This is a genomic window from Cryobacterium sp. N19, assembly GCF_002929595.1.
Classification (GTDB): domain Bacteria; phylum Actinomycetota; class Actinomycetes; order Actinomycetales; family Microbacteriaceae; genus Cryobacterium; species Cryobacterium flavum.
The window spans coordinates 20,639-42,544 of the sequence record NZ_PJJR01000050.1 but is presented as its reverse complement, the minus strand read 5'-3'; the positions used below and the strand labels follow the sequence as shown (position 1 = coordinate 42,544).

The 21,906-nt window shown below is 63.3% G+C and carries 25 protein-coding genes; 18 read left to right on the top strand and 7 right to left on the bottom strand.

The features are described 5' to 3' along the window. Positions 1 to 48 precede the first annotated feature (48 nt). A complete protein-coding gene (locus CXY78_RS09915) occupies positions 49 to 204 on the top strand; it encodes a hypothetical protein (RefSeq protein ID WP_199181925.1) in 156 nt (51 codons plus the stop codon). 170 nt (positions 205 to 374) lie between these two features. Here the strand turns inward: CXY78_RS09915 and CXY78_RS21660 are convergent, their stop codons facing one another. From CXY78_RS21660 to CXY78_RS09905, 3 genes are read right to left on the bottom strand one after another with little or no spacing between them, the layout of a single operon-like run. Beyond that, a complete protein-coding gene (locus CXY78_RS21660) occupies positions 375 to 740 on the bottom strand; it encodes an NAD(P)-dependent oxidoreductase (RefSeq protein WP_233206148.1) in 366 nt (121 codons plus the stop codon). A gap of 10 nt (positions 741 to 750) precedes the next feature. Beyond that, the gene (locus tag CXY78_RS21655; RefSeq protein ID WP_233206147.1) at positions 751 to 972 is read right to left on the bottom strand and encodes a hypothetical protein; all 222 of its coding nucleotides are present in this window, start codon (positions 970 to 972) and stop codon (positions 751 to 753) included. A 59-nt stretch (positions 973 to 1,031) separates the two neighbouring features. After that, positions 1,032 to 1,553: a LysR family transcriptional regulator gene (locus CXY78_RS09905; protein ID WP_304466347.1), complete on the bottom strand. Its 522-nt coding sequence runs from the start codon at positions 1,551 to 1,553 to the stop codon at positions 1,032 to 1,034. 117 nt (positions 1,554 to 1,670) lie between these two features. On the opposite strand from CXY78_RS09905, the gene CXY78_RS09900 reads away from it, so the two are divergent. The 10 genes from CXY78_RS09900 to CXY78_RS09855 all read left to right on the top strand — a co-directional run bounded on the left by CXY78_RS09900 (position 1,671) and on the right by CXY78_RS09855 (position 11,463). Further along, the gene (locus tag CXY78_RS09900) at positions 1,671 to 2,432 is read left to right on the top strand and encodes a metalloregulator ArsR/SmtB family transcription factor (RefSeq protein ID WP_104089238.1); all 762 of its coding nucleotides are present in this window, start codon (positions 1,671 to 1,673) and stop codon (positions 2,430 to 2,432) included. Beyond that, on the top strand, positions 2,429 to 3,808 hold the full coding sequence (locus tag CXY78_RS09895) for a SufS family cysteine desulfurase (protein ID WP_104089236.1): 1,380 nt from the start codon (positions 2,429 to 2,431) through the stop codon (positions 3,806 to 3,808). Before CXY78_RS09900 ends, CXY78_RS09895 begins: the two co-directional genes overlap by 4 nt. Beyond that, positions 3,805 to 4,125: a ferredoxin gene (gene fdxA / locus CXY78_RS09890; protein ID WP_092341486.1), complete on the top strand. Its 321-nt coding sequence runs from the start codon at positions 3,805 to 3,807 to the stop codon at positions 4,123 to 4,125. Before CXY78_RS09895 ends, fdxA begins: the two co-directional genes overlap by 4 nt. A gap of 50 nt (positions 4,126 to 4,175) precedes the next feature. Next, positions 4,176 to 5,639 (top strand): Fe-S cluster assembly protein SufB, encoded by a 1,464-nt coding sequence (gene sufB, locus CXY78_RS09885; RefSeq protein WP_104089234.1) that lies wholly within the window; start codon positions 4,176 to 4,178, stop codon positions 5,637 to 5,639. Continuing rightward, positions 5,639 to 6,415, top strand: a complete 777-nt coding sequence (gene sufC, locus CXY78_RS09880; protein ID WP_092341484.1) for a Fe-S cluster assembly ATPase SufC — start codon at positions 5,639 to 5,641, stop codon at positions 6,413 to 6,415. The genes sufB and sufC overlap by 1 nt, the downstream gene beginning before the upstream one ends. Then, positions 6,412 to 7,737, top strand: coding sequence for a Fe-S cluster assembly protein SufD (sufD, locus tag CXY78_RS09875; protein WP_198417773.1), 1,326 nt, complete (start codon positions 6,412 to 6,414; stop codon positions 7,735 to 7,737). The genes sufC and sufD overlap by 4 nt, the downstream gene beginning before the upstream one ends. After that, on the top strand, positions 7,734 to 8,234 hold the full coding sequence (gene sufU / locus CXY78_RS09870; RefSeq protein ID WP_092341483.1) for a Fe-S cluster assembly sulfur transfer protein SufU: 501 nt from the start codon (positions 7,734 to 7,736) through the stop codon (positions 8,232 to 8,234). The genes sufD and sufU overlap by 4 nt, the downstream gene beginning before the upstream one ends. 3 nt (positions 8,235 to 8,237) lie before the next feature. Beyond that, complete coding sequence (gene sufT, locus CXY78_RS09865; RefSeq protein ID WP_092341482.1) at positions 8,238 to 8,789, top strand: putative Fe-S cluster assembly protein SufT; 552 nt, start codon at positions 8,238 to 8,240, stop codon at positions 8,787 to 8,789. Positions 8,790 to 8,853: 64 nt separating this feature from the next. Then, positions 8,854 to 10,026: a folate-binding protein YgfZ gene (locus tag CXY78_RS09860; RefSeq protein ID WP_092341481.1), complete on the top strand. Its 1,173-nt coding sequence runs from the start codon at positions 8,854 to 8,856 to the stop codon at positions 10,024 to 10,026. 87 nt (positions 10,027 to 10,113) lie between these two features. Continuing rightward, a complete protein-coding gene (locus CXY78_RS09855) occupies positions 10,114 to 11,463 on the top strand; it encodes an MFS transporter (protein WP_369827290.1) in 1,350 nt (449 codons plus the stop codon). 242 nt (positions 11,464 to 11,705) lie between these two features. Here CXY78_RS09855 and idi read toward each other — a convergent pair whose 3' ends face one another. The 3 genes from idi to CXY78_RS09840 all read right to left on the bottom strand — a co-directional run bounded on the left by idi (position 11,706) and on the right by CXY78_RS09840 (position 13,701). Further along, positions 11,706 to 12,263 carry an isopentenyl-diphosphate Delta-isomerase gene (idi, locus tag CXY78_RS09850; RefSeq protein ID WP_233206146.1) on the bottom strand — a complete coding sequence of 186 codons (558 nt, stop codon included), beginning with the start codon at positions 12,261 to 12,263 and terminating at the stop codon, positions 11,706 to 11,708. A 324-nt stretch (positions 12,264 to 12,587) separates the two neighbouring features. Then, a complete protein-coding gene (locus CXY78_RS09845) occupies positions 12,588 to 12,773 on the bottom strand; it encodes a hypothetical protein (protein WP_092341479.1) in 186 nt (61 codons plus the stop codon). A gap of 208 nt (positions 12,774 to 12,981) precedes the next feature. Beyond that, entirely contained in the window at positions 12,982 to 13,701 is a 720-nt protein-coding gene (locus tag CXY78_RS09840) for a phosphocholine cytidylyltransferase family protein (RefSeq protein ID WP_255410035.1), read from the bottom strand. A 641-nt stretch (positions 13,702 to 14,342) separates the two neighbouring features. On the opposite strand from CXY78_RS09840, the gene CXY78_RS21650 reads away from it, so the two are divergent. Genes CXY78_RS21650 through CXY78_RS09825 form a run of 3 tightly spaced genes read left to right on the top strand, consistent with a single transcriptional unit; the run spans position 14,343 to position 17,300 of the window. After that, positions 14,343 to 15,440 carry an ABC transporter ATP-binding protein gene (locus tag CXY78_RS21650; RefSeq protein WP_369827298.1) on the top strand — a complete coding sequence of 366 codons (1,098 nt, stop codon included), beginning with the start codon at positions 14,343 to 14,345 and terminating at the stop codon, positions 15,438 to 15,440. Continuing rightward, a complete protein-coding gene (locus CXY78_RS09830; protein ID WP_104089231.1) occupies positions 15,416 to 16,990 on the top strand; it encodes a hypothetical protein in 1,575 nt (524 codons plus the stop codon). The genes CXY78_RS21650 and CXY78_RS09830 overlap by 25 nt, the downstream gene beginning before the upstream one ends. Positions 16,991 to 17,015: 25 nt before the next feature. Continuing rightward, the gene (locus CXY78_RS09825; protein WP_092341477.1) at positions 17,016 to 17,300 is read left to right on the top strand and encodes a DUF3039 domain-containing protein; all 285 of its coding nucleotides are present in this window, start codon (positions 17,016 to 17,018) and stop codon (positions 17,298 to 17,300) included. A gap of 8 nt (positions 17,301 to 17,308) precedes the next feature. On the opposite strand, the gene CXY78_RS09820 is transcribed toward CXY78_RS09825, so the two are convergent. Next, positions 17,309 to 18,670, bottom strand: coding sequence for a nicotinate phosphoribosyltransferase (locus CXY78_RS09820; protein ID WP_255410036.1), 1,362 nt, complete (start codon positions 18,668 to 18,670; stop codon positions 17,309 to 17,311). A gap of 42 nt (positions 18,671 to 18,712) precedes the next feature. Here CXY78_RS09820 and murI point away from each other — a divergent pair, with 42 nt between their 5' ends. From murI to CXY78_RS09800, 4 genes are all read left to right on the top strand, one after another. After that, positions 18,713 to 19,582, top strand: coding sequence for a glutamate racemase (gene murI / locus CXY78_RS09815; RefSeq protein ID WP_092341534.1), 870 nt, complete (start codon positions 18,713 to 18,715; stop codon positions 19,580 to 19,582). A gap of 9 nt (positions 19,583 to 19,591) precedes the next feature. Continuing rightward, complete coding sequence (rph, locus tag CXY78_RS09810) at positions 19,592 to 20,326, top strand: ribonuclease PH (protein ID WP_092341476.1); 735 nt, start codon at positions 19,592 to 19,594, stop codon at positions 20,324 to 20,326. Beyond that, complete coding sequence (rdgB, locus tag CXY78_RS09805) at positions 20,326 to 20,922, top strand: RdgB/HAM1 family non-canonical purine NTP pyrophosphatase (RefSeq protein ID WP_092341533.1); 597 nt, start codon at positions 20,326 to 20,328, stop codon at positions 20,920 to 20,922. The genes rph and rdgB overlap by 1 nt, the downstream gene beginning before the upstream one ends. Before the next feature lie 75 nt (positions 20,923 to 20,997). Then, on the top strand, positions 20,998 to 21,906 hold the full coding sequence (locus CXY78_RS09800; protein WP_104089229.1) for a cation diffusion facilitator family transporter: 909 nt from the start codon (positions 20,998 to 21,000) through the stop codon (positions 21,904 to 21,906).

Below are 21,906 nucleotides of genomic sequence, written 5' to 3'. Positions count from 1 at the left end.
GTGCCACGACCTGGGAGAGAACCACGCTGTTCCCGGGCGGCTGGCGTCGTGACCGGGGACGTCGCGACCGTCGACAAGGACGGCTTCCCCACGATCGTCGACCGCGCTAAAGCACTCACTATCACCGGTGGATGCAACCCCGCGCGCCTGCTCGGCAAGATCCTGCGCAAACAGGTGCGTGAGCAGGTGCTGACCACGCTCTGACCCGGGCAGCAGTTCCAAACCCGCGGATTGGAATCCCACCGCAGTCACCGCGGCGTTCCCCAGTACTACATCGGTGCTCTCGCTGTCCGAGCGGACAGAGTCGACCCAAACACGTGGCGGGTCATGCCGTTGTGCGACATCGTGCGCCAGGGGTGGTCGGCCGCTGGCGGCTACGGATACCAGACGTCGCCGGCATATCCGGCGATTTGCGCGGACTTCAACGCGCGAACGATCGCGTCGCGGTCAGTGATCTCGGCTCGGGCCGTGTTCACGATGTACGAGCCTCGTTTCATTGATGAGATCAGGGCGTCGTCGAAGAGGTGATGCGTCTGTGGATGCAGCGGTGCATGGATCGATACCACGTCGACGGCCCGCACGAGCGAGGCCGCATCGGGGTGGACGGTCAGCCCAAGTTCGCGCTCGATTTCGGGGGACAGCCTGTTCTTGTCGGTGTAGTGCAGGTGAACATCAAAGGGTGCGAGTCGGCGCAGAACGGCACGACCGATGCGGCCGGCCGCGATGACACCGACGTTCATTCCCTCGATGTCATAGGCGCTCGACGCTGTCGGCTATGTTCCAGCCACCATTGACGCCCCCTTCGTGCGAGGGGAGGTAGTTGCGAACGAGAGCGAGGACTTGCATAACAGCATGCTCGGCGACACTGATGCTGTTGCTATGGGTCTCTTCGACCACGGTGATGCCGTGGCTGATTGTTGCGTCGAGATCAACGTGATCCGAACCGATGCCGGCCGTGATCGCGAGCTTCAATTTTGGCGCCTTCGCGATCCTTTCTGCGGTCAAATAGGCCGGCTAGAATGGTTGGGAAATCACGATGTCAGCGCTCGCGAGCTCCCGTTCTGGGTAGTCATCAAGTACAGGGATGCTGTCGCGTGCGCACTGCGGCGGGTACCCGGTGACGGAATCTGGGTAGAGGACGAGAAGAATCTTGGCCATGTGGCCTCTTTCTGTGACGCCGGTTTGGCAGGTGTCGCACCCAGCGGATGCGCGGCACAGAACGCCGCAACCGGTAGCGCGACCGTTGTCGATGCGCTGGGCACGACGCCAAGACGCAGTACGCCGGTCACGCCGGATTTGAGAGCGTGAACCTCCGCCTTGAGCGTGTCACGCTCCGCCACAATCCGTTTGGCCCGCATCACCACGAGTTCGCCCTCCAGCGTCAACCCCTCAAAAGCATGACCACGGTTGATCAGTGAGACATTGAGTTCCTGCTCCAGCTTGCTGATTCCCGCGGAAAGGGCGGGCTGGGAAACGTGACAGGCCGCAGCCGCGTGCGCGAAGTGTCGTTCCCGTGCGACAGCGACAAAATATTCCAGTTGGCGAAAAAGCACGCGTTCTCCTTTGACTCGAGGGTAACGACCCCACCGCCTGCTCGACTCTAGTTGCTGCCAGACGGTGGACCAGCGCGTTGACTTGCCAGCCGAGCTGAATTAGGACATGCTTATGTCATGTTAATAGCTCACCGCCGTGGAACCGCTGGCACAGACGGGTCGAACCCTGGAGCGAATGGTCTGGAGGAACGCACCTGGGACCGCGTGCGGCAGATGCTCGCCGAGGATGGCCCACTGACCGCAGCCGATCTGGCCGCGCGCTTGGGACTGACGCCCGCCGCCGTTCGCCGCCACCTCGACCAGCTCGCCGAGGAAGGGGCCGTCGAAGAACACGTGCCCGCTACGTCAGGTGGCCGCGGCCGGCCGGCCCGCGCCTATGTCCTCTCCGCGTCCGGTCATGCCGGTCTGGGGGCTGACTACGCCGATGTGGCGACCTCGGCGTTACGCTTTCTCGCCGAACGCGCCGGAGCGGATGCCGTTGGCGAGTTCGCCCGTGAACGCAGCGCACAACTCGAGCGAGGCTACGCCGCACAACTGCCCTCGACCGGCGGAGATGTCCGCGCCCGTGCAGAGGCACTGGCGTCGGTACTGAGCGATGAAGGTTTCGCGGCGACGATCCGGCCGGTCAGAGCTGACCTGCCAGCGAATGGTGTGCAGCTGTGTCAGGGGCACTGCCCCGTTCTGCATGTCGCGGCCGAGTTTCCGGAGTTCTGCGACGCTGAGACCGAGGCATTCTCCCGGCTGCTCGGAGTTCCGGTTCAACGACGCACGACTCTGGCTGGGGGCGCACACAGCTGCGCGACGTTCATCCCCCTTGACGCTCTGGCCACGACTACCAGCTCGGACACGAACAATTGTAACGACGGGACAAATGCATGAGTACCAGTGCAGGACTAATCACGGGAGTGCATCCGATCACCCGCCCCGAGGCCATCAATTCTGACGTCGGCGCGAACGCGGCATTCAGCATCGAGGAGTCGGCCGCCATCCGTAGCGATTTTCCGATTCTCTCGCGTCTCGTGCGTGGCGGAAAACCATTGGTGTACCTCGACTCCGGGGCCACGTCACACAAACCGCACCAGGTACTCGATGCCGAACGCACCTTCTATGAGCAACACAACTCCGCGGTTCACCGTGGTGCTCATCAGCTGGCCGAGGAAGCCACCGAAGCATTTGAATCGGCGCGCGCGACCGTTGCACGGTTCATCGGCGCACAAACTAACGAGGTGGTGTTCACCAAGAACGCTACCGAAGCCCTGAATCTCGTGGCGTATTCGTTCAGCAACGCGGCCGCTACCGGGGCCATGGACGGCGTCGAAGCGGATGTCGCGGCGCGGTTCAAGCTCGGCGTGGGCGACGAGATCGTGATCACCGAGATGGAGCATCATGCCAATCTCATTCCCTGGCAGGAACTTGCCCGGCGCAGCGGCGCTACCCTGCGGTGGATCGGTGTCACCGATGACGGTCGCTTAAACCTGAACGATCTGGAGACGGCCATCAGCGACCGTACCAAGGTGGTCGCCTTCACGCACGTGTCCAATGTTTTGGGTACCATCAATCCGGTTTCGGCCATTGTGGCTCGGGCCCGGAAGGTCGGGGCTCTGACCGTGCTCGACGCCAGCCAGTCGGTGCCGCACCTGGGGATCGACGTCGTCGATCTTGACGTGGACTTTCTTGCCTTCAGTGGCCACAAAATGTTCGGCCCCCTCGGGGTCGGTGTGCTCTGGGGCCGCTCTCGCCTCCTGGAAGCCATGCCCCCCTTCCTCACCGGAGGCTCGATGATCCACACCGTGCACATGGAAGGCTCAACCTACGCCGCGCCGCCGCAACGTTTCGAGGCGGGTGTCCCGGTGGCCGCGCAGGCCGTTGGCCTGGCTGCGGCCTGTGATTACCTGACCCGGTTGGGGATGCCGCGGGTGAGCGCCCATGAGCAGGCCCTCACCGAAGTCCTGCTGGCCGGCCTGGCCCAACGCCCCTGGATCCGTGTCGTCGGACCGGCCGACGGTGCGGAGCGTACCGGTGTGGTGTCTTTCGTGGTCGACGGCGTGCACGCGCACGACGTTGGCCAAATCCTCGACGATGCCGGAGTCGCGGTGCGAGTCGGCCACCACTGCGCCTGGCCATTGCACCAGCGTCTGGACGTGGCCGCGACCACGCGAGTGACCTTCGCGGCCTACAACACGGTCGCCGAGATCACCGTGTTGCTCAACGCTCTCGACCAGGTCCCCGCGGTGTTCGGGGTGGAGGTGCTGTGACCTACGTCATCGCCTTGCCCTGCGTGGACGTCAAGGACAGGGCATGTATTGATGAATGCCCCGTCGATTGCATTTATGAGGGTGACCGGGCGCTCTACATCCACCCCGATGAGTGCATCGACTGCGGAGCCTGTGAACCAGTCTGCCCGGTCGAGGCGATCTTCTACGAAGATGACGTGCCGGAGCAGTGGGCCGACTACTACAAGGCCAACGTTGAGTTCTTCGACGACATCGGCTCCCCGGGTGGAGCGGCCAAGGTCGGCCCATACGCCAAGGATCACCCGCTGATCGCGGCACTTCCCTCACAGCGTCGCTGACCGAAACGATCGGGCTGCTCGCAGCCAACAACAACTGACATGGAGACGAAATGAGTGCACCCACAACCTCGACTGGTATCTCTGACGAGGTCCGCGAATTAGCGAACCAGGAATACCAGTATGGATTTGTGACCGATCTCGAAACTGACGTCGCACCCCGCGGGCTGAACGAAGACATCATCCGACTGATTTCGAGCAAGAAAAATGAGCCGGATTGGCTGTTGGAATGGCGGCTCCGTGCCTACCGGCACTGGACCACGCTCACGGCACCGACCTGGCAGCACGTCACCTATGGGCCGGTCGACTACCAGGACATCATTTACTACGCCGCTCCCAAGCCGAAAAAACGCGTGGAGAGCATGGACGAGGTCGACCCGGAGCTGCGGGAGATGTTCGACAAGCTCGGCATTTCGCTCGGTGAGCAGGAGCGTCTCAGCGGCGTGGCGGTCGACGCGATCGTCGATTCGGTCTCGGTTGCCACGACGTTCAAAGACAAGTTGGCCGAGGTTGGAGTGATCTTCTGCTCCTTCTCGGAAGCCGTTCAGGAGCATCCGGATCTGGTGCGTAAGTACCTCGGCTCCGTGGTTCCGTACAACGACAACTTCTTCGCCTGCCTGAACGCTGCGGTGTTCACCGACGGTTCGTTCTGTTACATCCCTAAGGGCGTGCGCTGCCCGATGGAGCTGTCCACCTACTTCCGCATCAACGCCGCCGACACCGGCCAGTTCGAGCGAACCCTGATCATCGCCGAAGAGGGCGCTTATGTCAGCTACCTCGAGGGCTGCACGGCACCCGTTCGTGACACGAACCAGCTGCACGCCGCCGTGGTTGAGCTGGTGGCACTGGACGATGCCCAGATCAAGTACTCGACGGTGCAGAACTGGTATCCCGGAGATGCCGACGGCAACGGCGGCGTGTACAACTTCGTCACCAAACGGGGTATGGCTTCCGGCCACAACGCAAAGATTTCCTGGACCCAGGTGGAAACCGGCTCCTCGATCACCTGGAAGTACCCCGGCGTGGTTCTTAAAGGTAACAACTCGGTCGGCGAGTTCTACTCGGTGGCATTGACGGCCAGACGTCAGCAAGCGGATACCGGCAGCAAGATGGTGCACATCGGCAAGAACACCAAGAGCACCATTATCTCGAAGGCTATTTCAGCCGGTCACGGGCAGAACACCTACCGCGGTCTGGTGGACATGCGACATTCGGCCGTCGGAGCCCGCAACTTCACCCAGTGCGATTCGCTGTTGATCGGCAAGGACAGCGGTGCACACACGCTTCCGTACATCGAGGTGAAGAACCAGACCGGGCAGGTTGAGCACGAGGCATCGACCTCCAAAATCGGCGAGGAACAACTCCTGTATTGCCGGCAGAGGGGTATCCCGGAAGAAGAGGCGGTGTCGATGATTGTGAACGGTTTCTGCCGTGAAGTATTCAAGATGCTGCCCATGGAGTTCGCCGTTGAGGCGCAAAAACTGTTAACCGTAAGCCTGGAAGGAAGCGTTGGCTAATGCTGAAAATCGAAGAACTGCACGCCAGTATCGAGGACAAAGAAATATTGCGAGGGGTGAATCTGCAACTGAAACCGGGTGAGGTGCACGCGATCATGGGCCCGAACGGTTCGGGAAAAAGCACCTTGGCCAGTGTATTGATCGGCCGCGAGGGGTACCAGGTCTCTGGCAGCGTCACGTATGAGGGTCAGGACCTGCTGACCTTGTCACCGGAAGAGCGCGCTGCTGCCGGTGTATTCCTGGCCTTCCAACATCCGGTCGAGATTCCCGGCGTCGGAAACATGTACTTCATGCGCACCGCCTTGAACTCCCTGCGCCGCCAGCGTGGAGAAGAAGAACTGGATCCGGTGGACTTTCTGGCGCTGGCTCAGGAGAAGATGAAGCTCGTTGAGATGGACCAGACCTTCATGAATCGCTCGGTCAACGAGGGATTTTCCGGCGGTGAAAAGAAACGCAACGAGATCCTGCAAATGGCGATCCTGGAACCCAAACTCGCGATTTTGGATGAGACCGACTCCGGTTTGGACATCGACGCTCTAAGGGTGGTCGCCAGCGGGGTGAACGCCCTCCGGAGCGAAGGCCGCAGCATGCTCGTCATCACGCACCACCAGCGCCTTCTGGACTACATCGTGCCCGACCAGGTGCACGTGATGACCGCCGGCCGGATCGTGCGTTCCGGGGGCAAGGACCTGGCCGTCGAGCTCGAAGCGCACGGCTACACCGGTACCCAGGAAGCTGACGCAGGTCGATTGAGCACGGCCGGGATATCGCGATGACCGTTCTGAGCGCGGCCAGCGGAGTGCTCGCTGGCTTCGAACCTCGGCTCGGCGCGCGTGATCCCGCCTGGCTCGCCGAGGCGCGGGTAGCCGCCCTCCAGTGGGTGGGTGAGCACGGCTTCCCGACCCACAAGGATGAGGACTGGAAATACACCGGGTTGGCCCCGATCCTCGCCGTACCGTTCGATGCCGCCACGGTGGCATCTGGCAGCCGGGTGACGGCAGAAATGATCGACGAGGCTGCGGTCGATCTCGGTGGTCCACGGTTGGTCTTCGTCAACGGCCATTTCTCGTCCGAATTCTCGCGAGTGACCGGGGTGCCGGCCGGTGCGGTCGTCACGACCCTGGCCGCGGTGCTGGCAGCCGGGCCTGACCGCCTCGAACCCTTTTTCGCGCATGCACCGGGAGTGCGTCACGCCTTCGCAGCATTCAATGACGCTCTGGCCGAGGATGGCGCATTCATTCATCTTCCCAGCGGCACCATCGTGGACGAGCCGATTCAGCTGGTCTACTTCTCCGACACCGGTGGAGTCCCGCTGATATCCAGTCCACGTTCGGTGATAATCGCCGATTCGCACTCTCGTGCCACGATCGTCGAGACCTACGCCGGGGTCGATTCCGACGTGTATTGCACCAACGCCGTCACCGAACTCCTCCTCGCCGAAGACGCCCACATTGAGCACTACAAGGTGCAAAACGAGCCGACGAGTGCTTTCCATGTGGCGCTGCTGTCCGTGCGGCAAGGGCGGGGCAGCCGATTCTCTTCCCGTTCCATCATGCTCGGCGCCAGCATCGCCCGGCACGAGGTGCGAGTTCAACTGGATGGCGTCGGCGCCGAGGTCAGCCTCGACGGCGTCTACCTGCCCCAGGGCGATCAACTCCACGACAACACGATCTTCGTCGATCACGCCGCGACAGACTGCACCAGCCACCAGCTGTATAAGGGAGTGTTGGACGGCCGGGCACACGGTGTGTTCAACGGCCACATTATGGTTCGTCATGGCGCTGACGGTACCGATGCGAACCAGAAGAACAAGAACTTACTGCTCTCCGACCGCGCCGAAGTCGACACCAGGCCCCGGCTGGAAATCTATACCGATGATGTGAAGTGCACGCACGGTGCTGCGGTGGGCCAAATGGATGAGGAGGCTCTGCTGTACCTTCAGACGCGTGCCATCCCGCTGGAAGCGGCCAGGGGCCTGCTCATCTACGCGTTTGTACACGAAATGGTGGATCGGATCGAGTTGGATCCACTGCGCGCCCAGTTGGAACGCGTGGTCGCCACCCGGTTCGGGAGTGACGCCACTGTGGTCGCTCCATGACGGCCGGCCCAGGGATCGCTTCGGTCAGTGCGGGAATCGCGGGTCTTTACCAGGAAATGATCATCGACCATGGCCGCCGGCCACGGAATTTTCGCACAATCGACCGTGCGACGTGCTCGATCGAGGCCGTTAACCCGCTATGCGGCGATCAGTTGACTCTCGCCATTCAACTCACCGACGGCGTCATCACCGACGTTGCCTTCACGGGGAGCGGATGCACCATTTCCCAGGCATCCGCTTCCATGATGACCATGGCCGTCAAGGGTCTGGCCGAGGAGGAAGCCCTGACGCTGTTCGCTCGCGTGCACACCATGCTCACCAGCGAATCCGAGGGGGAAGCGGCATTGGCCGAGGTGGGCAAGCTCGCGGTGCTCTCTGGCGTATGGGAGTACCCGACCCGGGTCAAGTGCGCCTCCCTGGCTTGGCAGGCGTTGCGCAATGCGCTGGAAGGTGACGACCGCGCGGACGGCAGCCGTGTCGTCGGGACGGAGAAGTAGCCGATGGACTCAGGCCAATACAAGATCGTCGAACTCGAACACAGCTGCCAGGCGACGGTGATTCCGGGCGGGCAGCCGATGCTGCTTCAGGCCGGCGAGCAGGTTGTCATAACGCAAACCCTCGGTGCGAGCGTCACCGTCCAAACCGCAATGGGCTACCTCGTTCGGATCAGTGCCGAAGACTCGGCCGCGCTCGGTCTGAGCCGACCGGTCGCCGAAACCGTGAATATGAATGACGGTCCGTTTGACCTGGACCAGGTGCTCGATGCGCTCAAGAACGTGTTCGACCCGGAAATTCCGATCAATGTTGTCGATCTGGGTCTGATCTATCTGTGCCAGGCGGAGCCGCTGCCCGATGGCACCCACCGGGTCGAAGTCAACATGTCAATGACCGCTCCGGGCTGCGGCATGGGCGATGTGCTCAAAGAGGATGCCCGCACCGCAATTCAGGCGGTTCCGGGCGTCGGCGAGATCGATATCGAACTGGTTTGGGACCCACCGTGGGGCCAGGACAGGATGTCGGAAGCCGCTCGGCTCCAACTCGGAATGTACTAACCAGGCACGACAATATCGGGCAGTTGATGGCGCCCAATGGAGACAGATGAATTCAACGCAGGGAATGCTCGCTCCGCAGATCTCCGTCGGGAACGCGCCGGTCGTGTTCAACGAATTTCTGAACCGGCCCGGCGCGGTCGGTGCCGACCAGGCGGTCGATGCCGGAGTGGCCGCCCACTATGGGGACCCGCTCGCCGAGCAGCGCGCACTGGCTGCAGGAACCGCGATCGTGGACCTCTCACACCGGGCCGTGATTACCATCAGCGGTCCAGATCGCCTCAGCTGGATAAATTCATTGACCAGCCAGAGTGTCGCCGGTTTGGCGCCGGGCGAATCCTCGGAGACCCTTCTACTCAATATGACCGGGCGGATCGACTATGCGGTGCGCCTGTTTGATGACGGAACCGATCTGTGGCTGCTGCTGGAGCGAAACGAAGTAGCAGGGCTGCTCACATGGTTGGGCAGCATGCAATTCGCGCTGCGGGTAGAACTGCTGGATCGTTCCATCGAATTCGCGACCATCGGCACCCTCGGCCAGCCGACGCTTCCGGTGACGGCCCCTCATGGGCTTCCCGTGGTCTGGCGGGACCGGTGGATGAGCGTTGGCCCGGGTGGATTTCAGTACGCGAAGGCGACCAGGCATCCGGCGGCGGGCTGGACCTACAGCGAGGTATTGGTGCCGCGAAGCGCCCTGGCGGGGATCGTCGCCTCCGATATTCCTGTCGCTGGACTGGACGCCCTCGAGGCCTTGCGCATAGCAGCCTGGCGGCCGCATTTTTCCTCGGAGGTTGATGAAAAGACGATTCCCCATGAACTTGATTGGTTGCGCACAGCCGTGCACCTGAACAAGGGCGGTTATCGCGGCCAGCAGACGGTGGCCAAGGTGCACAACATCGGGCATCCCCCGCGCCGACTCGTGATGCTCTACCCGGAAGATGCGCACAGTGTTGATAAACACAGTGTGCGGCCCTCGCGCGGCGACGAAGTTGTGGCACCGAACAAAGACGGTGCGGACCAGATCGTCGGGCGGGTGACTTCGGTCGCCCGGCATTTTGAATTAGGTACGGTCGCGCTCGCGGTCATCAAACGCGGCACCGATCCAACGGCCGAACTTTTGGTGCGAACGGCCGGCTGCGATATTCCGGCCAGGCAAGTCGTGATCGTCCCGCCAGACGCGGGCGCCGCAGCCACAGTAACCGTTTCTCGGCTGCCGCGCCGGGGCTCGGTGCCACGGTAATCACGCGCGTAAAATATTGGTTGATTGTTCTGGTCCAAGTGAAGTGGAAACCGTGTGGCCGAAGTTCCCGCAAATGTCAATCGAGCAGTGCCCGTGAACGTCCCGGCACGATTGACGCGTACCGCCCGATTGGATGCCCTGCCGTTTACGCGGGAACATCGACGTCTTCTGGTCGGCTCCGGCCTGGGCTGGGCGTTGGATGCCATGGATGTGGGGCTCATCTCCTTCGTGCTGGCCCAATTAGCGGTGCAATGGAACACGACCGGCATGGAATTATCCTGGATCGCGTCCGCCGGTTTCGTCGGCATGGCAGTGGGCGCCGTTCTCGGTGGACTATTGGCCGACCGCATCGGACGCCGCCAGGTATTTGCGCTGACCCTCCTCGTTTACGGCGTGGCGACGGGAGCATCCGCTCTTTCCGGATCGGTGGCCGTGCTGATCGCCTGGCGATTCCTCGTGGGGCTCGGCCTGGGAGCCGAGCTTCCGGTCGCCTCGACCCTCGTTAGCGAGTTCGCGCCGCCACGGATTCGCGGTCGCATCATCGTGCTGCTGGAATCGTTCTGGGCGATTGGCTGGACCATAGCGGCCGTGATCGGATTTCTCGTGGTGCCGTCATCAGAGAACGGATGGCGCTGGGCCTTGGCTGTCGGTGCGGCCCCGGCACTCTACGCCGTGTTCGTGCGCCTGCGACTTCCGGAGTCGGTTCGTTTTCTCGAGTCGCGTGGGCGGTTTGTAAAGGCAGAGTCGACCGTTCGCCGATTCGAACTCTCGGCCAAAGTAACGGTTCCACCCCCAGAATCGGACCCGGCCGTTCAGGGCGGAGTCGAACGAAAAGATTCCACAGGGGGCTTGGCCGCGCTGTGGTCGCCGAGCCTGCGTGGCCGCACGGCCGCCCTGTGGTTGGTCTGGTTCTGCGTGAACTTCTCCTATTACGGTGCTTTCATCTGGTTGCCTACCGTGCTGGTCGCCTCCGGCTTCTCGCTGGTGCGTTCCTTCGCGTATACGTTGATCATCACCGTGGCGCAGCTTCCGGGCTATGCCGCATCGGCGTATCTGATCGAACGGTGGGGCCGACGTAGCACCCTCGCTGTCTTCCTGATCGGCTCCGCCAGTTCGGCTGCCCTGTTTGGCATCGCAACGGATAGCAGCCAAGTGATCGCAGCGGGCATGTTGCTCTCGTTCTTCAACCTCGGAGCGTGGGGAGCACTTTACGCGGTGACACCGGAGGTTTATCCCACTCGCATTCGGGCTACTGGCGCGGGGTGGGCGGCCGGCAATGGCCGCATTGCCGCCATCCTTGCACCACTGGCCGTGCCCCTACTGCGCGAGGCCGGCGGGACGGGGCTGCTTTTTGCAGTTTTCGCGGGGTTCTTCGTGGTTGCCGCGCTCGGCACCTTCGGACTCCCTGAGAAACGAGGCCAGGCTCTGGCAGAATGATGGGCGGCGTAGCCGCGAGCTGCTGTTGACACCGCTTAGAGTCGGGCGCGCCCGACTCGCGCAAAACAGTGGGCGGCCAGGCCGATGTCGATGGTCACCAAAATGATCTCGAGCCAAAGCGTGCAGCGGCGCACTGACCACAACATTGCGGGCAACTCCGGATGCCGATGCAGCGTTCACGTGGCCATTTTCGTCCCGGGCTGACGCTCGCGGGTGAAACAACCGAGTTCGATCGGGCCGAACTAGTCGTGCGGAAAGAGCAGGGGAAGTTGCAGGGTCAGCCAGGGGCTGAACGCCCACGGGGTGGTGCGCACCGCCATCACAAGGTCGTCGCGAGTCACCCACCGCCATTCCATGACCTCGTCGGCACGGGGCTCAACCGTCGAGTACGTGACTGCCGTGAAAACCGGGCATATTTCGTTTTCCACGATTCCCGACGCGTCGACTGCACGGTACCGAAAATCGGGCAAGACCAGGGTGAGTTCGGTCAGCCCGATGCCGAGTTCATGGCCCGCCCGGCGTAGGGCAGCATCCGCCAGGGTTTCACCGGGTGCCGGGTGACCGCAGAAGGAGTTTGTCCACACGCCGGGCCAGGCCTTTTTTATCAGCGCCCGTCTGGTGACCAAAATGCGCCCGTGCTCATCGAATACATGGCAGGAAAAAGCAAGGTGCAGGGGAGTATCGAGGTCATGCACGAGCGCTTTGTCGGCCGTACCGATGGGCGTTCCGTCCTCGGCGACCAACACCACGGTCTCGACCTCTAGAGTGTTGCGGTCGTCGGTCAAGCTATCCTTCGCCACGTCGGTCCATCCTCTGAAAGTCTCCTAGTTCAAATCTACGCCAGCGGCGCGCTCACATTTTTGTTCGATCGTTCTGTCGACCCACTTCGACACCTTCATTCTCTGCCTTGCGTGGAGCGAATCCGGCATCCGCCGGGCAAGCCGAAAGCAAAGACAGACCCTTCGCGGGGCCGACAGCCAAGTTGAGGGTCATGCCCCGAACGGCTGTTTCCAGTATCAACGTCAAGCTGTTTGGAGTCACTTGGGTTGATTTCTGGCGATTTTCTCGGGCAAATTGATCCCGACGACGCCAGCTCGCGCGGGTGTTTTCGGTTGTGTGCGGAATCATTCCGGGTTCTTCTGGTGGTGGGCGTGTAGTGTGAGCTCACGCTTGAGGTCGGCCTCTCGCCACGCGGTCTCGAACATGTCCACCGCTAGATGGTTGCTCTCGCGCTTCTCGACCCGGAAGCCGACGATCTTGCGAGACCAGATGTCGAAGATCGAGTGGGCCTTGAAGGCTTCCCCCGCCACGGAGTGCGCAGATCGGCAATGTCCCACGACTTATGCCGACGTCGGCATAACACGACCGCACGTGCATGGGTCCCGTCGCGATCAGCACCGGCTTCACTCGGGGCGTCTTGTACCCGCGAAGTGTGGGCACGATGGCAACGGTTAAACCTTTCCAGAACGACAAAACCCCCACGCCGAAGCGTGAGGGTTTTGTCGTGTGGTGTGCCGGTTAGACGAACAAGTTGGCGCGCTCAAGGTCTTCAGCGAAGTCCACCTCGACGGCGTAGAAATCGGAGATGTTCACCGGCTCCACCAGCATTCGGTTCTGCTCGATGGCCAGCTCGATGCCGCGTTCGAAGTAATCCTGGTCGGCCACCTTGCTTAGCTGGCGGATGAGGGTGGCCTTGTCGGCGCTCGACACGTAGTTGATGCCGACGGCTTCGCCGAGGCCGCCCTTGACGGTCTTGGAGAGTTCCTTGATGTAGCCTTCGGCACTCGTGGTGTACTTGACCTCTTCATCGGACACTTTGTCGGTGTTGACGGTGACGAAAGACTGGTCGCGGGCCATCATGGCGGCCGCGCGGTCGAGAATGGCCGGGTCAAAGACGACGTCGCCGTTCATCCAGAGCACTCCGCCGGGCTTCGACGCTTGCAGGGCGCGTAGCAGGCTCTTCGACGTGTTGGTCTGATCGTACTCTTCGTTGTAGACGAAGGAAGCCTGCGGGAATGCTTCGATGATGTGCTCGAGTTTGTACCCGACGACGATCGTGACCTTGGCAGCGTTGCCGAAGGCGTGGTTGATGTTGTCGAACTGCTGCTGCATGATCGTGCGGCCGTCGTTCAGTTCGGTGAGCGGCTTGGGCAGCGAACGCCCAAGGCGGCTGCCCATGCCGGCCGCCAGAATGACAACTTGCGTCTTGACTGCGCGCACTTTTGCCTGCGTCGTCACGATTATCTCCTCAAGAATGGTTGGGGCTACGCCGCAAAACCCACTCAGTTGCGAAGAGTTTGCTTAGGATTCACCCACATGTTCACGTAAAGACACACCGTTATGTCAATCTCACCATAACCTGTTGGGTCGTTCCATAGGAAGAATCTGCTCAGCACGTGTCCATTTCGTGACCCGGCGTGGAGCGTGCTCACAGGTTGAAACGGTGGCTGCGACGTCTTCCGCGCCCCCGGGGCAGCGGTCCTTGGTAGGTTAGCGGAGTGACTTTTGTGCCGCCCCACCCCGAACGTGACGACGAGTCTGTCGCGAACCGCGCAGCCGAGTCGACGGCGCCGCTCGCCGCTAAGCCGTTGGCCAGCAAGCCAGCCATGCGCAAACCAGCCGTGCGCAAACCAGCCGTGCGCAAACCAGCCGTGCGCAAACCGGCGGTGCGTGAGCCAGCCGTGCGCACGACGGCGACTACCAGGCCAGCTGCTGCCAGGCCTGCTGTTGCCAAGCCGACTGCCGACAAACCGGCAGCGGTGAAGCCTGCTGCCAAGCCTGCGGTGACCAAGGCGGCTACTGTCCGGCCGGCTGCCGGCGTGCGTCAACCAGCAGCGCGCAAACCCGCGGTGCGTAAACCAGCGGTGCGCAAGCCGACCGTGAGCACGTCGACGACGCCGAAGAAACCGACGACGCCGAAATCCCCTGCCGTTGCCGGGTCGGTCAGGCCGAATCAACAGACGCTCGCCGAGAATTCCACCGACGAAACCACGCGGCCCTACGCGACCCGCGATGCGCTCGTCACGATCGAAGCGGAAGCGTCGCTTGCTACGCCGGTGGCACCGCTGCCGGAACCGACCAGCGATCCGGCCGTCCAGACAACGCCCACCACGGACACTCTCAGCACGGCCGCACAGCCAGCCGTGAAGTCCGTTAGCCCCCGAGACGTGAAGCCGACCGTGAAGCCGGCCGCCGATGCGACTTCGATCGTGCAAGCCCCGATCGTCATTGAAGCCGTCGGACTCGTGAAGAGGTACGGTCACAACGTCGCGGTCTCCGATCTCGACCTCAGCGTTCGAGCCGGTTCGTTCTATGGCATCGTCGGGCCGAACGGGGCCGGAAAGACCACGACCCTATCGATGATCACCGGGCTGCTGCGGCCCACCGCCGGAAAAGTCCTGGTCCACGGTATCGACGTCTGGGCCCGGCCCAATGAGGCCAAGCGCGTGATGGGCGTTCTGCCCGACCGACTTCGCCTCTTTGACCGCCTCACCGGCGCACAACTCCTCTATTACGCGGGCACCCTGCGCGGCCTCGACAACGACACCGTGCGCGCCCGCTCGGCCGACCTGGCAGCAGCGTTCGGCCTCGAGGACGCCCTTAACCGTCTGGTCGCCGACTACTCCGCCGGAATGACCAAGAAGATCGCCCTCGCCTGCGCCATGATTCATTCCCCGCGTGTGCTCGTGCTCGACGAGCCGTTCGAGTCGGTCGACCCGGTTTCCGCGGTCAACGTCACCGAGATTTTGCAGAAGTACGTCGCCGCCGGCGGAACCGTCGTGCTGTCCAGCCATGGCATGGACCTGATCCAGCGCGTCTGTGATCACGTTGCCATCATCGTGCAGGGCCGTGTCCTGGCGGCGGGAACCGTCGACGAGGTGCGTGGAGAGAAGACGCTGGAAGATCGGTTCGTCGAACTCGCCGGCGGGCGCAAGGTCGCGGAGGGCATGGAATGGTTGCACAATTTTTCGGACTGAAACTCCGGCTGCTCGCCAACCTGTTCCGTCGTAGTCCTTGGCAGGTCGTAGGCCTCGTCGTCGGACTGCTCTACGGCCTCGGCGTCGCCATCACAATTTTCGTTGCGCTGATCGCCCTGCGGTTCGTCGGAGACCCCGCACTCATTCGTGATTCGCTTATTGTGGCCGGATCGGCCGTGGCGCTGGGCTTTCTGGTCATCCCGATCGTGGTCGGCATCGACGACAGCATGGACCCACGCAAGTTTGCGTTCCTCGGAATTTCCAACCGTTCATTGTCGCTCGGTCTAGCCGGCTCGGCGCTGATCGGCGTTCCGGCGCTCACCCTTTCGATCGTGCTGCTCGGCACCGTTTTCACCTGGTCGCGCGGCATCGGACAGACCCTGCTCGCTCTGGTATCCGCCGCGCTGATCCTCGCGACCTGCATTCTGCTGTCGCGGGTGAGCGCATCCCTGGCAGCCTTCCTCCTGTCGACCAGACGCTCGCGGGAGTTTACCGGCATGATCGGTGTCGTCCTGCTGGTCGTGATTTCTCCACTCGTTGTGGTGCTGCTCAGCACGGACTGGGGTCGCCATGGCCGTGGCCTGCTGGCCACCCTCGCCACGATTTTGGGCTGGACGCCGCTCGGCGCAGCGTGGGCTGCTCCAGGGGATGCCTCCACAGGCGCCTGGGGCGCTGCCATTCTCAAGCTGCTCATCGCTGCGGTTTCTGCCTACACCCTGTGGCTCATTTGGCAGCTCGTCGTCGCCCGCATGCTGGTCTCGCCTGGCCGTGAGGCCGCGGCGAAAAAGTACTCAGGGCTGGGCTGGTTCGACCGGTTGCCGCACAGTTCCGTTGGCGCGATCGCCGCACGCACCTTCACCTATTGGGCGCGCGACTCGCGGTATTGGGTGTCGCTGATCATGATTCCGATCGTTCCGATCATCGCGATCCTGCCGCTGAGTATCGTCGGCGTGCCGCTGCACTACCTCGCTCTCGTGCCAGTGCCGCTCATGTGCATTTTTCTCGGCTGGACCATGCACAACGACGTTGCCTACGACAGCACGGCCATCTGGCTGCACGTGGCTTCCGGAACGCGCGGCCTGGCCGACCGTATCGGCCGGCTCGTTCCCGCGCTCGTCATGGGCATCCTGCTCATCGGTATTGGCTCGGCCATCAGTATTTCGTTCTACGGAGACTGGTCGGTGTTGCCGTCAATGCTGGGGGTGAGCACGTGCATCCTCTTGGCTGGTTTGGGTTTCTCCAGCTATACGTCCACCCGCTTTCCGTACCCGGTGACCAAACCCGGTGACAGCCCGTTCGCCCAGCCGCAGGCCTCAGAAACCGCTTCGGCGCTGGTGCAGTCGCTGACCTTCACCGGATCGATCGTGGTGGCGCTGCCCGCGCTCATCTTCGCCTACCTCGGAATCTTCGAGGATCCGGCCTGGCATCTGCGCGCGCTCGGCGCGGGCCTTGGCCTCGGCCTCCTCGCCGTGGTCGTGGGAATCTGGGTCGGATCTCGCGCCTTCGACCGGCGCGGTCCGGAGATGCTCGCCTCCGCCCAGCGCGCCTGACCGGCCGACTGCTTAGACTGTTCTCATGACTGAAATTCGTGCGAGCATTGCAGAACCCGGCCAGCCCGGCGGCGGAACGTCCACGCTCGACCGTGAGCTCGAAGAACTCCTGAACCAGGAGCAGATCGAGCCCGGCGATCACGAACGGTTCTCGCACTACGTCCCGAAAGACAAGATTCTCGAATCTGCCATTTCGGGCAAGCCGGTCAAAGCCCTGTGCGGCAAGAAATGGCTACCGGGCCGTGACCCGGAGAAGTTTCCGGTGTGCCCGACCTGCAAGGCCATCTACGAGAAGATGAAGGCCAAGTAGCTCCGCGGCTAGCGGTATGAGGTGGGAATAACGGCTTCGCCGCGCCCCAATCGAAAAGCCTCGATTGGCAGTTCCTGCATAACGGATGCGTTGTGTGCGCGTGCGCGCAGCGTTCCGGCTGCTCCCAGGTACCGTTCGTCGACACGGCCGTCCTGGATCAGCGGAACCAGCAGCGCCCGCTCCAGGCCGCTGCCGGAGTCGGACGGGCTACCGGGGCCGTCGCCGAGCAGCACGATTTCTTCCTGGGCGGTACCGACGGCATCCACTCGGCGGAGTGCATTCTTGCGGCCGCCGATGGAGAGCTTCGCGGTCGACGTTTTCGCGACGGAGATCCAGTCGTCGCCGTGGCCCTTGTGCGCGACCAGCTTGTAGACCAGGCCGGCGGCCGGTTCGCCCGACCCGGTGACGACGGAGGTACCGACGCCGAAGGCGTCCACCGGACTGGCGGACAGGGCCGCGATGGCGAATTCGTCGAGGTCGCTGGTGACCGTGATCTTCGTGTTGACCGCGCCGAGTGCGTCGAGCTGCGCGCGTGCTGCGGCAACGACGGTGGGCAGATCGCCAGAGTCGATGCGAATCGAGCCGAGGTCCGGCCCCGCGATCTTGACCGCCAGGGCGATGCCGGCCGGTACATCGTAGGTGTCAACGAGAAGTGTCGTGGCGGAACCAAAGGCATCCACTTGCGCCTGGAACGCTTCCTCCTCGCTGTCGTGCAGCAAAATGAACGAGTGGGCCGCGGTACCCATGGTCGGCAGACCCCACTGGCGGCCGGCCTCCAGATTGCTGGTCGATGCGAAGCCGGCGATGAAAGCGGCGCGGGCGGCGGCGACCGCCGAGTGCTCGTTGGTGCGCCGGGATCCCATCTCGGCGATCGGGCGGCCCAGGCTCACCGAGACCATGCGCGCGGCGGCGCTGGCAACGGAGATGTCGTAGTTGAGCACACTGAGAATGAGGGTCTCCAGAATGACGCCCTCGGCGAAGGTGCTCTCCACCAGTAGGAGGGGCGATCCGGGAAAATAGGCTTCACCCTCTTGGTAGCCCCAGACATTACCGCTGAAGGAATAATCGGCCAGATAGTCGAGGGTGGGAGTGCGTACGACCGAGTTCTCGGCGAGCCAGGTCAGCTCGTCGGTGTCGAAGCGAAACTGACGAATCAGCTCGAGCAGGCGACCGGTGCCGGCAACGATGCCGTAGCGGCGACCGGCTGGCAGGCGGCGGGCGAAGGCCTCGAACATGCAGGCACGATCGGCGGTGCCGCTCTGGATGGCGGCATCCACCATCGTGAGCTCGTACCGATCGGTGCGCAGTGCTGGTGTGAGGCCGGCTGGGCCACGGTGTGCTGGAGCGAGGAACGCGGGGGACGGGGTCACCCGGCACAGCTTATCCGCTTGGTCGGGCTAGGCTTGATCACCGTGACGGATGCACCGATTGGTATTTTCGATTCCGGAGTGGGCGGCCTGACCGTCGCCCGGGCGATCAAGGACCAGTTACCCAACGAATCCATTCTGTATATCGGTGACACGGCCCACTCGCCGTACGGGCCGAAGAAGATCGCCGACGTGCGGGGATTCGCCCTCGATGTGCTCGACGATCTCGTGGCGCACGACGTGAAACTGCTCGTGATCGCCTGCAACACCGCGTCAGCAGCGATGCTGCGGGATGCCCGCGAACGTTACAGCGTGCCCGTGATCGAGGTTATTCAGCCCGCTGTGCGCCGCGCCGTCGCCACCACTCGCAACCAGCGCGTGGGGGTCATCGGCACCCTCGGCACCGTCAACTCGCGCGCCTACAACGATGCCTTTGCCGCCGCGCCCCAGATCACCCTGTTTAGCCAGGCCTGCCCGCGCTTCGTCGAGTTCGTCGAGGCCGGAGTCACGACCGGTGACGAGGTACTCGCCGTCGCCGAGGAATACCTCGCGCCGCTCCGCGCAGCGCAGGTCGACACCCTCGTGCTCGGCTGCACCCACTATCCCTTTCTGCGCGGCGCCATCTCCTACGTGATGGGGGAGGGCGTCACCCTCGTCTCAAGCGACACCGAAACGGCCAATGACGTCTATCGGGTGCTCGTGAGCCAAGGCCTGGAACGTTCACGCACCAGTCCGCCCAGCTACCGGTACGAGGCCACCGGCGACAGCGCCGAGGACTTTCTGGCCCTCGCCCATCGCCTGATCGGGCCGGAGGTCAGCCGGGTCGACCTGATCGAGACCGGCACGCTCAACCTCGCCGACCTGGCAGCAGCCAGTGGCCTGCCCCCACAGTCCCCACTACACCCGAAACATTAGGAGTACACCGTGACCGAAACCCTGCGCGCCGACGGGCGCAGCAACGACGAACTGCGCCCGATCACGATCGAGCGTGGCTGGAGCGACCAGGCCGAAGGATCGGCCTTGATCTCCTACGGCCGCACCAAGGTGCTCTGCACCGCGTCGTTCACCAATGGCGTTCCGCGCTGGATGAGCGGCAAGGGCAAGGGCTGGGTCACCGCTGAGTACTCGATGCTGCCGCGTTCGACCAACAGCCGCATGGACCGCGAATCGGTCAAGGGCAAGATCGGCGGTCGCACCCACGAGATCAGCCGCCTGATCGGCCGCAGCCTGCGCGCCGTCGTTGACATGAAGGCGCTCGGCGAGAACACCCTCGTGCTCGACTGCGACGTTCTTCAGGCCGATGGCGGGACCCGCACCGCAGCCATTACCGGCGCCTACGTAGCCCTCGCCGACGCCCTCGAGTGGGGACGCACCAAGAAGTTCATCTCGCAGAAGGCGCAGCCGCTCATCGACAGTGTCTCGGCCGTGTCCGTCGGCATCATCGGCGGGGTGCCCATGCTCGACCTCGCTTACACCGAAGACGTGCGCGCCGACACCGACATGAACGTCGTCGTCACCGGGCGCGGCAAGTTCGTCGAGGTGCAGGGTACCGCCGAGGCTGCGCCGTTCGACCGCAGCGAGCTCGACACTCTGCTCGACCTCGCACTGAAGGGCGCCGTCACCTTGACCGAATTCCAGACCAGCGCGCTGGCGAGCTGATCGTGCAGATCGTTCTGGCCACCCACAACGCCCATAAGGTCGAGGAACTTCGGCGCATTCTGGCCCCGCAACTTCCCGGTGTGGAGGTGCTCGCCTATGACGGCCCCGAACCGGTCGAGGACGGCATCAGCTTCACCGAAAACGCCCTGATCAAGGCTCGTGCCGCCGCAGCGCACACCGGACTGCCGGCGATCGCTGACGACTCGGGCATCTGCGTCGACATTCTCGGCGGCGCACCCGGAATCTTCTCGGCGCGTTGGTCGGGGCCAGCCAAGGACGCCGGCGAGAACCTGCGCCTGCTGCTCTGGCAGCTTAGTGACGTTTCCGAGGAACACCGCGACGCCCACTTCACCTGTGTGGCCGCCCTCGCCCTGCCCGACGGTACCGAGCGGGCCGTGACCGGCGAATGGCCGGGGCAGCTTCTGTTCGAACCGGCCGGCGCCAACGGGTTCGGCTACGACCCGATCTTTCTGCCCGAGGGCTACGCCATTTCGGCCGCCGAGTTGTCGGCCCACGTGAAGAACCAGGTCAGTCATCGGGCGATCGCGTTGGAGGGTCTCGTACCGGTGCTGCGCGAGGTGCTCGGTCAGGCCTAGCGTGCTGAGAACGGCATTCATTCCCAACTAGCCCAGCGGCTGGCGACCGGCCCCTCCCCGCCCTAATCTTGAGCCATGGGCCACGATCACGCGCACGGCACCGGCTCGAACAGGCGGCGACTGACCCTCGCCATCGGCATCGTGGCGTCCGTGCTGCTGCTCGAAGTGATCGGTGCCGCTCTGACCGGATCGCTCGCGCTGCTGGCCGATGCTGGCCACATGCTCTCCGACCTGTTCGGGCTCATCGTCGCTCTGACCGCTACCGTGGTCGCGGCACGTCCGGCGACCGACCGGGCCACCTTTGGCTTTCAACGGGCCGAGGTGTTCGGCGCGCTGATCAACGGTCTGATTCTGCTCGGCGTGGCCGGCGCCGTTTCGGTCGCCGCGATCGCGCGTCTCATTAGTCCGAGCGAGAGCGCGGTGCTGCCCACTCCCATGCTCATCGTCGCCATCATCGGGCTGGCGGCGAACATCGCCGGAATAATACTGCTGCGCCCGGCGGCCGCTGGGTCGATCAACATGCGCGGCGCCTACCTCGAGGTACTCGGGGACGCGCTCGGGTCGGTCGCCGTGATCGTCGCGGCCATCGTCATCCTCCTGACCGGTTTTACCGGGGCGGATGCCGTCGCCTCGCTGGTCATCGCCGCCATGATCGTGCCGCGCGCCTTTGTGCTGCTTCGTGACGTGGTGCGCGTGTTCAGCCAATCGACGCCGGCCGACACCGATATTTGCGAGATTCGACGCCATCTCCTCGGCACTGCCGGTGTGGTCGCCGTGCACGATGTGCATGTCTGGGCCATCACCAGCGGAGCCCATGTGTTCACCGCACACATTGTCGTGGAGGCGACGGTGCTCGCACGCGGCACTGACGCTCTGCTCGATGAGCTGTCCGGATGCCTCAGCACACACTTCGACGTCGCACACTCGACGTTTCAGCTGGAACCAACCGAGCACGCCGAGCACGAAGACCACCAGCACCGTTGA

Excerpts from the sequence above, each read along its gene's own strand:
- CXY78_RS09860 (WP_092341481.1), top strand. The coding sequence starts at position 8,854 with ATGCTCGCTCCGCAGATCTCCGTCGGGAACGCGCCGGTCGTGTTCAAC.
- CXY78_RS09900 (WP_104089238.1), top strand. The coding sequence starts at position 1,671 with ATGTTAATAGCTCACCGCCGTGGAACCGCTGGCACAGACGGGTCGAAC.
- sufD (WP_198417773.1), top strand. The coding sequence starts at position 6,412 with ATGACCGTTCTGAGCGCGGCCAGCGGAGTGCTCGCTGGCTTCGAACCT.
- CXY78_RS09895 (WP_104089236.1), top strand. The coding sequence starts at position 2,429 with ATGAGTACCAGTGCAGGACTAATCACGGGAGTGCATCCGATCACCCGC.
- CXY78_RS09830 (WP_104089231.1), top strand. The coding sequence starts at position 15,416 with ATGGTTGCACAATTTTTCGGACTGAAACTCCGGCTGCTCGCCAACCTG.
- CXY78_RS09825 (WP_092341477.1), top strand. The coding sequence starts at position 17,016 with ATGACTGAAATTCGTGCGAGCATTGCAGAACCCGGCCAGCCCGGCGGC.
- sufU (WP_092341483.1), top strand. The coding sequence starts at position 7,734 with ATGACGGCCGGCCCAGGGATCGCTTCGGTCAGTGCGGGAATCGCGGGT.
- sufB (WP_104089234.1), top strand. The coding sequence starts at position 4,176 with ATGAGTGCACCCACAACCTCGACTGGTATCTCTGACGAGGTCCGCGAA.
- CXY78_RS09800 (WP_104089229.1), top strand. The coding sequence starts at position 20,998 with ATGGGCCACGATCACGCGCACGGCACCGGCTCGAACAGGCGGCGACTG.
- sufC (WP_092341484.1), top strand. The coding sequence starts at position 5,639 with ATGCTGAAAATCGAAGAACTGCACGCCAGTATCGAGGACAAAGAAATA.
- sufT (WP_092341482.1), top strand. The coding sequence starts at position 8,238 with ATGGACTCAGGCCAATACAAGATCGTCGAACTCGAACACAGCTGCCAG.
- CXY78_RS21660 (WP_233206148.1), bottom strand. The coding sequence starts at position 740 with ATGAACGTCGGTGTCATCGCGGCCGGCCGCATCGGTCGTGCCGTTCTG.